The 12890-nt window shown below is 55.6% G+C and carries 17 protein-coding genes and 1 pseudogene; 9 read left to right on the top strand and 9 right to left on the bottom strand.

Translation table 11 applies throughout. The annotated features are described in order from the left end of the window. Positions 1-224 precede the first annotated feature (224 nt). From HFP54_RS09750 to HFP54_RS09715, 8 genes are all read left to right on the top strand, one after another. Positions 225-608 (top strand): hypothetical protein, encoded by a 384-nt coding sequence (locus HFP54_RS09750; protein ID WP_168564987.1) that lies wholly within the window; start codon positions 225-227, stop codon positions 606-608. Continuing rightward, positions 605-796 (top strand): DUF2997 domain-containing protein, encoded by a 192-nt coding sequence (locus HFP54_RS09745; protein ID WP_168564986.1) that lies wholly within the window; start codon positions 605-607, stop codon positions 794-796. The genes HFP54_RS09750 and HFP54_RS09745 overlap by 4 nt, the downstream gene beginning before the upstream one ends. A 60-nt stretch (positions 797-856) precedes the next feature. Next, positions 857-2341: a Ycf46 family AAA ATPase gene (locus HFP54_RS09740; RefSeq protein WP_168564985.1), complete on the top strand. Its 1485-nt coding sequence runs from the start codon at positions 857-859 to the stop codon at positions 2339-2341. A gap of 60 nt (positions 2342-2401) precedes the next feature. After that, positions 2402-2590: a hypothetical protein gene (locus HFP54_RS09735; RefSeq protein WP_168564984.1), complete on the top strand. Its 189-nt coding sequence runs from the start codon at positions 2402-2404 to the stop codon at positions 2588-2590. Next, the gene (locus HFP54_RS09730; RefSeq protein WP_206036123.1) at positions 2562-2987 is read left to right on the top strand and encodes a membrane or secreted protein; all 426 of its coding nucleotides are present in this window, start codon (positions 2562-2564) and stop codon (positions 2985-2987) included. Before HFP54_RS09735 ends, HFP54_RS09730 begins: the two co-directional genes overlap by 29 nt. Before the next feature lie 116 nt (positions 2988-3103). Then, the gene (locus HFP54_RS09725; protein ID WP_168564982.1) at positions 3104-4066 is read left to right on the top strand and encodes a hypothetical protein; all 963 of its coding nucleotides are present in this window, start codon (positions 3104-3106) and stop codon (positions 4064-4066) included. 21 nt (positions 4067-4087) lie between these two features. Continuing rightward, a complete protein-coding gene (locus HFP54_RS09720) occupies positions 4088-4372 on the top strand; it encodes a hypothetical protein (protein ID WP_168564981.1) in 285 nt (94 codons plus the stop codon). After that, a complete protein-coding gene (locus HFP54_RS09715; protein ID WP_168564980.1) occupies positions 4362-4781 on the top strand; it encodes a hypothetical protein in 420 nt (139 codons plus the stop codon). The genes HFP54_RS09720 and HFP54_RS09715 overlap by 11 nt, the downstream gene beginning before the upstream one ends. A gap of 180 nt (positions 4782-4961) precedes the next feature. Here the strand turns inward: HFP54_RS09715 and HFP54_RS09710 are convergent, their stop codons facing one another. From HFP54_RS09710 to HFP54_RS09670, 9 genes are all read right to left on the bottom strand, one after another. Continuing rightward, entirely contained in the window at positions 4962-5780 is an 819-nt protein-coding gene (locus HFP54_RS09710; protein WP_168564979.1) for an IS5 family transposase, read from the bottom strand. A 548-nt stretch (positions 5781-6328) separates the two neighbouring features. Further along, a complete protein-coding gene (locus tag HFP54_RS09705) occupies positions 6329-7486 on the bottom strand; it encodes an outer membrane protein assembly factor BamE (RefSeq protein ID WP_168564978.1) in 1158 nt (385 codons plus the stop codon). Between the two features lie 114 nt (positions 7487-7600). Further along, entirely contained in the window at positions 7601-8311 is a 711-nt protein-coding gene (locus HFP54_RS09700; protein ID WP_168564977.1) for a hypothetical protein, read from the bottom strand. 49 nt (positions 8312-8360) lie between these two features. Further along, positions 8361-8951, bottom strand: a complete 591-nt coding sequence (locus HFP54_RS09695) for a hypothetical protein (RefSeq protein WP_168564976.1) — start codon at positions 8949-8951, stop codon at positions 8361-8363. A gap of 111 nt (positions 8952-9062) precedes the next feature. Beyond that, on the bottom strand, positions 9063-9668 hold the full coding sequence (locus tag HFP54_RS09690) for a periphilin-like transcriptional regulatory Lge1 domain-containing protein (protein WP_168564975.1): 606 nt from the start codon (positions 9666-9668) through the stop codon (positions 9063-9065). Then, entirely contained in the window at positions 9637-10224 is a 588-nt protein-coding gene (locus HFP54_RS09685; RefSeq protein WP_168564974.1) for a hypothetical protein, read from the bottom strand. The genes HFP54_RS09690 and HFP54_RS09685 overlap by 32 nt, the downstream gene beginning before the upstream one ends. 125 nt (positions 10225-10349) lie before the next feature. Then, positions 10350-10787 carry a hypothetical protein gene (locus tag HFP54_RS09680; RefSeq protein ID WP_168564973.1) on the bottom strand — a complete coding sequence of 146 codons (438 nt, stop codon included), beginning with the start codon at positions 10785-10787 and terminating at the stop codon, positions 10350-10352. A gap of 247 nt (positions 10788-11034) precedes the next feature. After that, complete coding sequence (locus tag HFP54_RS09675) at positions 11035-11547, bottom strand: hypothetical protein (protein ID WP_168564972.1); 513 nt, start codon at positions 11545-11547, stop codon at positions 11035-11037. Positions 11548-11647: 100 nt separating this feature from the next. Beyond that, complete coding sequence (locus HFP54_RS09670) at positions 11648-12019, bottom strand: hypothetical protein (protein WP_168564971.1); 372 nt, start codon at positions 12017-12019, stop codon at positions 11648-11650. Between the two features lie 152 nt (positions 12020-12171). Between HFP54_RS09670 and HFP54_RS09665 the strand changes: the two are divergent. Beyond that, positions 12172-12885: pseudogene (locus tag HFP54_RS09665) on the top strand (Mom family adenine methylcarbamoylation protein). The last annotated feature ends 5 nt before the right edge of the window (positions 12886-12890 follow it).

Below are 12890 nucleotides of genomic sequence, written 5' to 3'. Positions count from 1 at the left end.
TTTTGTCTCGTTCCCCAATTGGAACGAAACACGTGTCGGATATTCGTGCAGCGCTGCCTTTTCATTTCCCCACCTTGAATGATCTGCAAGGTGTCCGAAGCTCTGTGACGACAAGCCTTAATTTTCGCCCCAAAAGCGCTACATAGAGGAGACGGGAGCGATGTAGCTCCTGCGTGGTGGCTCATCTTGCCACACTTTCTTTTATTAATTGGGGAGACTCACGCATGTCACACGTGGTGACAATTGAGACTCAAGTCCGCGACGTCGTCGCGGCAAAGGCCGGCTGCCGCCGTTTGCGTTTACCACAGCCGTTCGTCGGTGATGTCAAGTTGTTTAGCGAAACAGTGCACGGCCTGGCCGTGCGTTTGCAAGACTGGCGGTACCCCGCCGTGTTCGACCTGAAGACCGGCCAAGGCCGCTTCGACAACTACAACGGCAAATGGGGGGCGCCTCAGCGGTTGGACGAATTCCTGCAAGCCTATGCCGTCGAAAAAGCCACATTGGAAGCCAGACGCAGCGGACACGCCGTGCAGGAACAAACGCTGGCAGACGGTTCCATCCGGCTGACGATCGGCGTCGGTACCGCGTCTGAAGGCGGTTCCACATGAAGACGATCGAGATCACGGTCGCGCCGGACGGTTCGGTTCGACTGCAGGCCCACGGCTTTGTCGGCCGGGATTGCCAAGAAGCGAGTCGGTTCCTTCGGCAGACTCTCGGCAAAGCCGTCGACGAAACCAAGACTGCCGAGTTTTTCCAAACGAACGCGACCCAGTCACAGCAAGCCCGGCAACATTGATTTGCTTGCCGGGCTTTTCTTTTGAATTTATCCACCTTGCTACAAAAGGAATCACGATAGATGACACTTACCGACCCCGTTCGTGAAAGGGTCCAGGCGTGCTTTTCCGGCATCTGGATCCGAAGTCACGAACACGACGACGCCATTGCCGAGATGTCCACGCTGTGCCGCGACCAGCAATGGACGTTGGCGATTTGGGACATCGACCGAGGCCTACGCTCGGCTTCGGACTCACCGCTGCAAGCCGAGGCGGCTGACCCACTTTCAGCCGTCCACGTTCTTTCAGCGTTGGCCGATGAGCATTCCGCTTCGCTGCTGATCTTGAAGAACTTTCATCGTTTTCTTCAGTCGCCCGAGATCATCCAAGCGGTCGCCCGCGCGGTCGCCGAAGGTAGGACGCGACGGACGATCCTGGTGATCCTTGCCCCATTGGTTCAATTGCCGATCGAACTGCAGCGATTGTTCGTTGTCATCGATCACGAATTGCCCGATCGGGAACAGTTGCAAGCGATCGCCGCCGGAACGGCCACCGAGTCGGGTGAAATGCCCGCTGGCAATGACTTGCAACGCGTCATCGATGCAGCCGCCGGATTGACCCGATTGGAAGCGGAGAACGCGTTCGCACTCTCGCTGGTCCGTCACGGTCGACTGCAGCCCGATACGTTGTGGGAGCTGAAGACCCAAACACTGCGGGACGGCGGACTTCTGTCGCTGCACCGTGGACAAGAACGCTTCGACCAACTCGGTGGCCTGGATGCATTGAAGTCGTTCACCCGTCGAGCGATCGGCAATGGGGGACCGAGGCAAGTGCCGGCCAAGGGCGTCTTGCTGCTTTCGCCACCGGGATGTGGCAAGTCCGCTTTTTGTAAAACACTGGGTGCCGAGACCGGTCGCCCCGTGTTGATCTTGGACGTCGGCAGTCTGTTGGGGTCCCTTGTCGGACAATCCGAAGAACGTACCCGACAGGCCCTGGCGACCATCGACGCGATGGCACCTTGTGTGGTGATGATCGATGAGGTCGAGAAAGCCTTCGCCGGCATCCAAGGCGGTGTCAACGATGGTGGCGTGGCTTCACGGATGTTCGGCACCTTTCTGACTTGGCTGAACGACCACACATCCGATGCATTCGTCGTGTGCACGGCCAACGATGTTCGCCGCTTGCCGCCGGAATTCAGCCGTGCCGAGCGGTTCGACGGCGTGTTCTTTCTTGACCTTCCCGGCCGGGAGCAGAAGGACGCCATCTGGACACTGTATCGACAGCGATTTGCCATCGACGACGCACAGCCCTGTCCCGAAGACCGGGATTGGACCGGTGCGGAGATCTTGGCTTGTTGTCGCTTGGCGGCGTTGTTGCAACTGACGTTGGTCGAAGCCGCCCGGCACATCGTTCCGATTGCCGCCACCTCAGGCGAAGCGATCGAGTCGCTACGTCAATGGGCCAGCGGACGTTGTTTATCCGCCGATGTCGGTGGCGTCTATCGCCACCCGGCGTCGGCCCAGCCGAAACGCCGTCGGGGTGTTTCTTCCAAGCCTTCGCTGAATTAACGGTCTGCGGATTGGTTCCGTTCGACCTCGATGATAAGCCCTTTTGAAGGAGTCCAAACCTTGCAACTTTCCCTGATCCTGGTGCTGCTGCTGGCCTTCGCGTTAGCAGTCGCCCTGTGGGTCGCGATGACCGAACGTCGGAGACGATTGACGTTGATGAATCTACTTCATCGTGTGATCTCGACCGACTCCCAGCCCCCTTTTCAAGTTGAGGACGATGATGCGAGCGACGATCCTGCTCACGCTTAGTCTGTTAGCGATGGGTTCAATCGGGTGCCTGGACGAACCGTCTGGGCTGACCCAGTCCCAAGTCGACTCTGTGTTGGACGTCCAGGCGTCCGTGGTCGACGAACGACAAACCCTGCTTCGACAGACCGACGACCTGAACGCACGGCGTGACGAACTGGAGGCCGACCGGCGGCGATGGGATGAACGCGAACGCAGCGATCCGATCATCGCTCAGGCGATCGGCGGATCCGTCGCGTTGTTGGCCTGCTGCCTTCCGCTGATTTTGATCGGTGTTCTGCTCTGGCCTAAACCACGCGAACCGGCCGAGGGTGCGATCTGTGACGCACTGATTGATGACCTGTCCAACGATTCGCCCCAACTCTTGGTCGATCCGAAACGGACCCGACGACTGGAATGACTCCGCGTGTGCGGAGTGTTCTTTCTCCCACCTTGTTGCGACGCCCGGTTTGCCTTGTTTTCCAAAGCGAGCCGGGCGTTTCTTATTGCCTTGATGCTTCCACTGGAAATCGAAACATGACCACCACGACCACTTTGACACCGGTCACCCCGACGGAGTCCCCGCAATCGACTCGGACGCCCGCCGATCGATTGCAGGCGGAGACCACCGCGGTACGACTTCGTATCCGCTGGCCGGGAACCCGCAAGACCCTCAGCCGGCACCACCGCCAGCGTGCGGCCGACACCTTCGCCGCCCAAGGTGACTCGGTCAGTGTGTCCAAAAAGCTGATCGACACGGGGCATCCGACGTTCCGAGCGACCACGGCCATTCGGACGCAAGTCGTCGAGTATTGGAAACGCACGACGCTGCCCTACGTCGAACCCGGAACCCGCCTGCTACGCCGCCGTGACCTGACCGACTTCGACACCCGCATGTCGGCCTATCGTGATGAGCTGGCCGCGGCGGTGGGCGAGCTGAATCGACACTACAGCGATCTGATCGAAGGTGCGCGACAAATGCTTGGCGATCTTTTTGACCGATCCGACTACGTGGACGATTTGCGTGAGTCCTTCGCCATCGACTGGGATTTTCCCTCCACCGCTGCTCCCGACTATCTACTGCAGATCAGCCCGGGGCTCTATCAGGCCGAATGCGATCGGATCAAAGACCGTTTCGACGAAGCGGTCCGTTTGACCGAGCAAGCTTTCGCCGAGGAATTGGGACAACTGGTCGGTCATCTGGCCGAACGACTTTCGGGGCAAGGCGATGGTTCCCCCAAAGTCTTTCGCGATTCGGCGGTAACCAACCTACGCGAGTTCTTTGACCGCTTCGAACGGCTCAACATCCGATCAGATGACCAGCTGGACCGATTGGTCGAAGACGCTCGGCGTGTGCTCTCGGGCGTCGGCCCTCAAGAACTACGAGACCAGGCGGGGCTGCGTCAGAATCTATCGCGAGAACTGGCGCGTGTCGAAGCGTCGTTAGACGGTTACCTGACCGACCGTCCGCGGCGTCGGATCCTTCGGCCGGCACGGTGACACGCAATGGGGCCATCCGTCATGCACCTCCGCATCGACTCGCGTGGGACAGCCCACGCGATCTATGACGAAACGATCGATCTCCGTGCGATCGGACGCTTGGCCATCCGCCGGGCGTCCCACGTCGAACCCGAGGACGGTGGAACTTGGCGGGTCGATCTATCGCCCGTTAAAGGCCCCATACTTGGGCCCTTTCAGCGACGCAGCGAAGCCTTGGCTGCGGAAACCGAATGGCTAAGCCGTCATTGGCTGCTGCCGAAACCATTTCACTCACCATCAAACCCAGGAGACCATAATGCCCCGTAAGATCACCGTAGGACTGCAACAGAAGGTCAGCCGTCCCAATTACGGAAGCATCGGAGCCATTTGCCAAATCGAATGGTCGATCGATCACGATCATCCGACCGATGCTCAAACGCTTAAACGTCAGATCAGCCAAGCCTTTGACGATTGCCGTCATCACATCGAATCCCAGATTGGGAAAACCGATGCAGCGGAGACGGACGCGACTACGACAGCGTCGACCAGCACGGATGCTGGCCGCATGCGGCCAGCATCTGATGCCCAAATCCGCGCCCTGCACGCGATCGCCGCCAGTCGCGGCCTTCGCTTGGCAGAGGAAGTGAATGCGAGGTTCGGATTGGACTCGGCCGGACAACTGACCCTGCGTCAGGCCAGTCAGCTAATCGACGCGCTGAAAACAACGGCGGCCTAGCCGCCGACCGTACGATCATCCGCAACGGGTGATCGTTTTTTTAGCTGCCAGAATTCACCAGAATCAATGAAGCAAATTGATCCGTTGCACCTGGGAATATCTCTCACTGATGCAAAATATTCATTTCTGAAATTCATCCGTCACATCACAAAACCAGTTTCAACAACTAGGCACTGTTTACTAAATCAGCTTAAGGGCTCGTCGCAGGGCGGCGAGTTGCACGAATGCAAGGTACGAGCAAGCAAGCTTATCGTATCGCGTTCCAACCCGTCGTGATTCTTTTAACCATCCAATCAAGCGTTCGACGATTTTGCGACGACGATAGGCTTCGCGATCAAATTCCTCTTCACGCGATTCGTTGGACTTTGATCCGATCACTGGCTCGATCCCTAACTCACGAAGTCGATCTCGAATCGCGTGGCTGCTGTATCCTTTGTCGCCAGCGATTGCGTCGGGGCGGGAATCATAGCGATGCAGGCTCAGTTCGCAGTGGTCGATTAGATTCTCCAGTTCGGTGGATTCATGACGTTGCCCACCGGTCGCAGTGATTCCCAGCAGCGTTCCTTGGCCGTCGCAGAGGATATGGATTTTGGTCGAGTAGCCTCCGCGAGAATGTCCCAAAGCGACCAGTTCGTCGTTTTCTTCGCTTTGAGGAATCATTCCTGCGGCACACCGATGTGCGCGGATGACGCTTCCATCGACACACCAGAGCGTTCGATCAATTTTGTCGAGCTTGTCCAGTCGCTTGAGCATTGCGTTGTAGACCCGGTCCCAAAGGCCCTCCAGGTTCCAGCGTCGAAATCTCGCGTAAACGGTTTGCCACTTTCCAAACACCTCGGGCAGATCCCTCCACGGACTGCCGGTTTTTAGAATCCAAAAGATGCCGTCGATCACCGAACCGTGATCGACCCAAGGCCGACCTTTTTTGCCCGTTCGCTGTCTTGGCAGCAAGTAACGGATTGCATTGAACTCTCGATCCGTGAGACGATGTCGGGGCATTGGGCTTCCTCCTTGGAGCACTTTGGTAGGTACTCCGGGAGGCTGTCCGATGCGTTCAAGTTTCGCCAGAGCAGTTTGTTAAACAGTGCCTAGTGTGCCGCGCGGCACAGTTTTCGACCGGGATTCGTCGGTACAAATCGGATGCTAAATCCATAGTCACACTCCAAAGTACCCCCACCGTTAATTTATCTCGTTAAAGAATGTGCGATGCTGAGAGAAGACCGCTGGCTGCCCATCACATTGAAAGGTCCGCAACAGCCCTCATACCAATTATGCCCATACAAGTCGCTTGAAACGAGTATGTATGACCGAGAAAGCGACGCTAACGGAAACACGCCGGTCTCTGAGGACCGAAACGCTGACACCGCGAATATTCCATTAATGAAATTCATTGGAATCCGATGACAGCTCCAAGTTGATTGCACCGTATGGACTGGCGAATCAAACCGGGACCATTCGCCTACACCGTCACCGGGCCGGGACGGTTGATTTTCCATTTGTGAAATCGTACAAGCCCGGCTCCGTTGCATCGCATGGTTCCCCGTGCCCTAGTATCCAACGACCAGCCGATCGCGTGACAGACCATCTCTCCACAAAGGTTTCGTCACGTTTATGCTCTTCACCTCGTACGAGTCCCAAGTAATTGTAGCTGTTTTCGGATCATCACCGTCAAGATCGTATGACCATTCGGAATAGTCGATGAAGTCTGGTGAGCCGAGAATCTTCAGCACATCTTCCGCGGACATCCCATTCTTGACTGAAACGATTTGTTTCGCGCGATCGTTTTGACGTTCGGGGCGAAGATTGCCAGACGCTCTATGTTTCGGAAACTCGAAAACAGGCAGTGTTTTGGGCGATTCACCAAGACGACGAAGTGAAAGCTGTGAAACCTGACGAAGAGTGAATTGTTGGATGAAAAACGGATTGATAGCCCCCGGTTCAATGTCCGTAGCCATTGAACCGCCGTAAAGGCCAACGAATTCTGATTTTTCTAGCTCTCGCAGGTGAGGTATCGCATCGCGAATGTCAAGCTGTCCAGCTAGCAGAGCAGGCGTCAACAGATTGTCGGCCGAATCGTCGTTGATGCCATCAGCTACGGCGTTGGCCAGTACTTTGCGGCAGTGATCAACCTGCAAATCGCGAATTGGCTTTGCGTAGCTCGGAGTCATTTTAAGGCGGTGGCCGTTTTCGGGATCGAAGATCAATTGGTGCCCCCACCAAAGCCGAATTACGAAGATGCGCTTCCCGTCAATAATTGCGAAATGCCAAAGCGAATAAGGCGTCCAGATTACGCCTGCGGTAGACCAGGTGGTAAATTCGCTTCGGTCCTTCTTTGACAGAAGCTCTTTGAGATCATCGATGCGACCACAGTTGCGTCCATTGGCGTCAACGAAAACAAGTTGATCCCAACCGGTATGTATTGCAGTCCAACCATCGTCGGCAACAACGATCCTAGTCGGTGAATACTCCTCGGGCTCTTGTTTGTTCTGTTCGCGTGACCAGACTCGCCTGCCACCCTTGTGCATTGTGTACACGAAATCATCTTGCCACGGGTGGTATCCATCGATGCGGTTGTCGGGCGATTTGGCATCCAGTCGCCATACACCATTTGGTGATTGTGCACTGATGTCATCGAAAGAACGATCGGTGGCATTGCCGTACGAAGCGAGGATACTTGTCGCAATGAGCAGAATCGCGAATCGCATTTTCACTATCTCTTACGGGGAACGACCGGCATCACCGGGCGGGGAGAGTAAAGTTGTCCATCTCAAATTCGGTCGCAAGCCCCGCTCCGTGTGAATGCCATGGTTATCCCACCATCATTCGGTTGATTCAGGGTCGTAGCTCAGCCATGTCTTAATCACATCAAACAGATCGCCAGCAACCGGTTGACCAATCGCGTTGGACATCCCGTCGTTCTCGCTGCTGTAGCGATAGCGGTGCGGATTGTCGCCGACAACGTCAATTGCACCTGTTTGCAATACGTCGCCGATGCGGCCTTCACGCCAAGTGTATGAAAGACCGTCGGTGCTGAATTTCCACGTTCCGTGCTGCTGATCGAACTGGCTGCCGTAAGGCAGAACAATAGATCGACCATCTGCGATCAGAATATGTAACGCCCATTTGCGGTCAGCGTTTGGGCGTTGTTGGGCTATTACAACCGCGGGCTGCGTTGAGTGGAAGCCGTTTGCAGGTCGGCGTATGCCCTTAGGCCTGAACTCGTGTTTGACGACACGTGCGGAATCGGATGAACCTTCGGCTGGCAAGGGGGCAGTTCTCCTGGATTGCAATTCTGCGATGTCAGCCTTGAACTTTGTCAGCAACTTGTTGAGTTCGTTCTTGTATTCAGCGTCAGACAGGGAATCAGTCACGGTGACTTCGGGCGACTCGGCGAGCGTGGTGCGAACGACTAAGGGCAGGGTTAGCACAAAGAGCAATCGCGAGATCGTACAAGTCATCGGCTTGGCCAGTGTGTAGAAGTAATTGGGATAACGACCGCGATCAGCGGGCCGGGAGAGTAGACTTTCCATTTGTGAAACCTTGCAAGCCCGGCTCCGTTGCATCGCATGGTTCGCCGCATTACCAGTAGCCCGCACTGAGGTAAGTGTCACCAGTGGATGGTACATGCCACACAGTGTATCCGCCACCACGCGCCGAGCGGGTCACATGGACCTGAACCATGGTTGGATCGTACACCCAACCGGTATCGGGAAAACGATGGCCGAACACCTGCTGATTGAGCTCAATCATATCCTGCCGTTGTTTGTTGCCGGTCTTTGTCAGCCATTCATCATCGTCGTGATGTTGATTCAAGTCTGGGCGCAATGAGCGCCGGTCGCCGATCCAAGATCGCAAAGATGGTGTGTCGATAGTGAATTTGGCCCAGTGACCCGCGCCATTTCGGTAAAGGGTAATGTCCGTGGCGTCCGCGGGTAGTTCGATGTAACCATCATCGGGGACATCCGACGCCTCGGCGTAGTCGAAGCGACCGTAGCGTTGTGAATCGACGATTGCCATGATGCCAGTGCAAGACGGAATGAAGAGAATCATGGCGGCGAGAGAAAGCCACGTAATGCGCCTTGGTGACCGAAGTGTCATCGCACCCAAGCACCACAGAACCGCGAACACGGCTACCGTAATCTGGAATGGAAGGACAAGTGGTGCAAGCATTCAGTCAGTCGGCGAACGGTAGGGTTCAGCGGGGCCGCGCGAGCGACTCTCCACTTCAAAAACGTCGACTCGCGGCCTCCGTTGCAACCCATGGTTCGTCGCTTCGGTCAACTATTCCGACCGAAATCGTTGAATTGCGTCTTCGAGTTGCATTCGCACGTCGTCGTATCGCGCACAGAAATCCGCCTTTACGGCATCAGCCTCATGGTCACGCCCTTCCGCTCTCAGTGCCGCAAGCAATTCTCCACGAAATGAGATCCAATCACCTGGAGTGCGAAATCCGATGTCATCGAGTCTCCCAATAATTGTAGACAAATCGCGGGGGCCGAAGCCGTTTTCGATCCCGTAGTAATACGCAGCGGTTAAGACCAACCGGTCTCGCCACACAAGATACGCGACATCGTTTCGCTTGGGTGAACGCCGAATCACGTCACCATTGATCTTGTTGAAGAGCTCATTGAAGTCAGAAATGCCCGAATTCTCATCGTTTCGGATGAACCGCAAGAGTGCGTCCTGCAAACGCTGCAAATCGGGATCTTTCTCAATAAGCATTCGCGACACACAAAAACTTTGAGGGTGTATGGCGTCGTCTATAGCCGACGAACGACCGGCATCACCGGGCGGGGAGAGTAAAGTTGTCCATTTCAAATTCGGCCGCAAGCCCCGCTCCGTGTGAATGCCATGGTTACCCGCCGATCTGAATGCCAACTTGCTCATCATTCACTGAACAGTTGTTGATACGGAAATTTGCCAAAAAGTATTCGACCAAGCGAGTCGGCCGCATCCCTGTTCGATAGTCTGCTTTCGCCGTGATCGCCTTTTGGCCAACCACAAACATGTATTGATCGAAAATGATTGACCCTGTGTCAATGAGTTGACGCCTTCCCTCATATCCATCGACAAAGGCGGGAACGCTTCGGATGACATGGCCATCGTATTCGGCTGCTAATTCGACAGCCGAATTCTCGATCAGATCCAATTGTTGCTGCTTGGGCCGCGATTCGACAGGAATGATGGCGATCGAGTAGCTACTCTCTTCTAACCACCCGCTCCATTCGCGGACGGGAGGGCGCGAATCCCCGCTTGGGATTTCCCTGTATTCGATCCTCCGTGGAAGCAATGCCGAGCAAAAACCGTCGTCGACCGCGACAGCATGCCACGTTTCCCCGCCTGGACCAGTTTCAATGCCAAACCATGCGAAGCAGACGGCAATCAGCATTCCAGCAGCCGATGCGGAGAGCACCAGAGCAATTTTCAGCCGGCGTGAACGCAAATGTTTGACTCCAATGACACGCTCTCATTCTGTCGGGTAACGGTAGGGTTCAGCGGGGCCGCGCGAGCGACTCACCACTTCAAAAACGTCAGGTCGCGGCCTCCGTTGCAACCCATGGTTCGTCGCTACTCTGCTCGAAGCCATTTGAGGTCGTCGTGCAACTTCGGATCTTCGGAGCCAGCGGCAAGCCAATGGTCGATTGCGGCAAGATACTCACGAGCCGCCGGCGTGTCAGTGTACCGTGTTGCAAGTGAACGATCGAGTGTCGCCAGAATGCGAAACGCAGTCCCGCGACACGTGATTACTGGCAGGTCGTCTTTGCGTTTCGGACCAACGATCAAATCTTCGAGTCTCTGTTGTACGGCGTGCGGTGGAATGCCCAAGTCGCCGAGGGCGTGAATTGCAAACCCAGCGATTTGCAAATGACGGTTGCTGGTCAGACGGATCAGCCAATCCGCAGTACGCTTGTGGAGGTCGTCTGCGGAATCAAAACCGAAGGCATGGACAATTGTGCCGAGCGAACGCGCCCCGTAAGCAACGAGTCGTTCCTGGGTGGTGGTCAACGATTGATCATCGATCGAAACCTTTTGGCAGCAGTCCAGTAACCCTCGCATGTGGATAGCACCGCGAGGACCTTCTGATCGCAGGAACAGTGCGGCAGCACATTGTGCCTTTGGTGATTCGGAAGCGAGAGCACGCTCAAAGTCCAGGATCAACTCCTTATCGACGAACGTCACGCGTCACCGGGTACGCGCGAAAGATTCTCAATTTCAAAACCGACCGACTCGCGTACTCCGGTGCACGCGATGGTTACCCGCATTTTGGATCTATGGGCGAAGCGATTCTGGAGCCAAGCAATTCGACCAGGGAAGAATACGAATCGCTTGGATCAATGGTAGCACGCGGAACGTAGATTAACACTCCTGTGTCCGGAATAAGGAAGAACCCCTTCGAGGCTTTTGTGAAACCTGTGAATCCCGACAGACGCATTGTTGCGGTACCGTTGGCCGACATCGAAGTGAGCGAATCCGTGTCGAATTGAATATCGACTGATTTGTCATCACGGACGGTCGCAACTCGTGCGTCCACCCATCGTCGCTTGTGAGTGGCAGCCATCACAAACTCGTAAACGCCCGCCGCTGCAAAAAGGGCACCGACAAGCCATTGGTTCTGGAATGCGACTGCCAATGTCACGCCGAATAATGTCAGCGCAATGGCGAACCAGATCTCGTACCGTTTAAACTTCGAACGGTGGCGTAACCATTCGTCGTATTGAAGCTCAAAATAGCTGCGATCAAAAATGACATTAGCAGTGGCGATCATATCCCAAAGTCTGTCGGGTAACGGCACGCGTCACCCGGTACGCGAGAAAGATTTTCCATTTCAAAACCGGCCGGTTCGCGTACTCGGGTGCACGCGATTGTTACCCGCTGTCGGACACATCAAGATCGATTACGTCCTTGGCCCAGAACGTAATTGCGCCGTGTGAGGCCTCGATGTCGATCACGCGAACACCCAATCCGTCAAGCCCGTCACCCGAAGCGTCGATGATCATCATACCATGTGTAGGTTCCGGAAACCCTTCTTCGATCACCAACTGCTGTGGACGCAAGAATCGAAGTCGTCGCACTTCACTGCCACGTGACAAATGCAGATCCAGGTGGGCTTCCTGTTCCGAACTTGCGCACTTGTAGTGCAGCTCGACGATGCGGTAGTCGCCTGCGTGGGCCAGTATGGAGTGTGGAATTCCAAACTCGGTCTGGCAATCATCGATATCCAACTCGTCGTCGGTCACAGGAAATCATCTGTCGGGTAACGCCAGCGATAACCGGGGCACGGGCCAACAGGAAAGGGATTGAATGGCAAACGGCGTTGACAACACGAACCCAGTCGAAACCAACGGGGCTGTAGTGGCTCCGTGTTCATCGCATTGTTAGGCGGCATTGTATGGAAGCGAATGGGAAAACACCGGACTACCTTTGGTCGGTTCAGGGGATGCTGTTTGGCCAGCCAACGGTTGAGGGTTTTGGCGAACCGTCGTTTTATGTCAAGGAAATGAACCGCGATGACGCGAACCGAATCATTGTCGACAACCATTACAGCGGAAAGTTTTATTCAGCGTCATATATTCACCTTGGGCTTTACGTCGATGACTACATTTACGGGGTTCTGCAGTTCGGGTACGCGATGAACCCGCAAAGCATGGCGGGCGTGGTCGAAGGCACGAAAATCGACGAATACCTAGAGTTGAACCGGATGTGGGTTGATGATGCGATGCCGCGAAACAGTGAATCGAAAGCGATCAGTTATGCGACAAAGTTCATTCGCCGCAAGTATCCTAAGGTCGGGTGGATTCAGTCGTTCGCGGATGAACGGTGCGGACGACTGGGCGTCGTGTACCAGGCGTCGTCGTTTCTTTATTGCGGGGAGCATTTGTCGACGTTCTGGTAGCTTGATGGTGTTTGGTATCACAACAGCCTGATGACGCGAAGCCCTGAACTGAGCCGATCAGCCGCGTTGATTCAGGGCCGCCGCGAAGAGTGCACACGTCATGAGTTCCGGCAGTTTCGCTACGTCAAGCCAATGAAGAAATGGGCGAAGCGTCGGCTGCTGCTGCCAGTGTTGCCGTACCCCAAACCCGATGCGGCCAAGTCCGCCTAACGGCC

Origin of the sequence: Crateriforma spongiae (assembly GCF_012290005.1) — a bacterium.
Taxonomy (GTDB): Bacteria; Planctomycetota; Planctomycetia; order Pirellulales; family Pirellulaceae; genus Crateriforma; species Crateriforma spongiae.
Note: the sequence above shows the minus strand (reverse complement) of the source record. Positions and strands in the feature narration are given on the sequence as shown.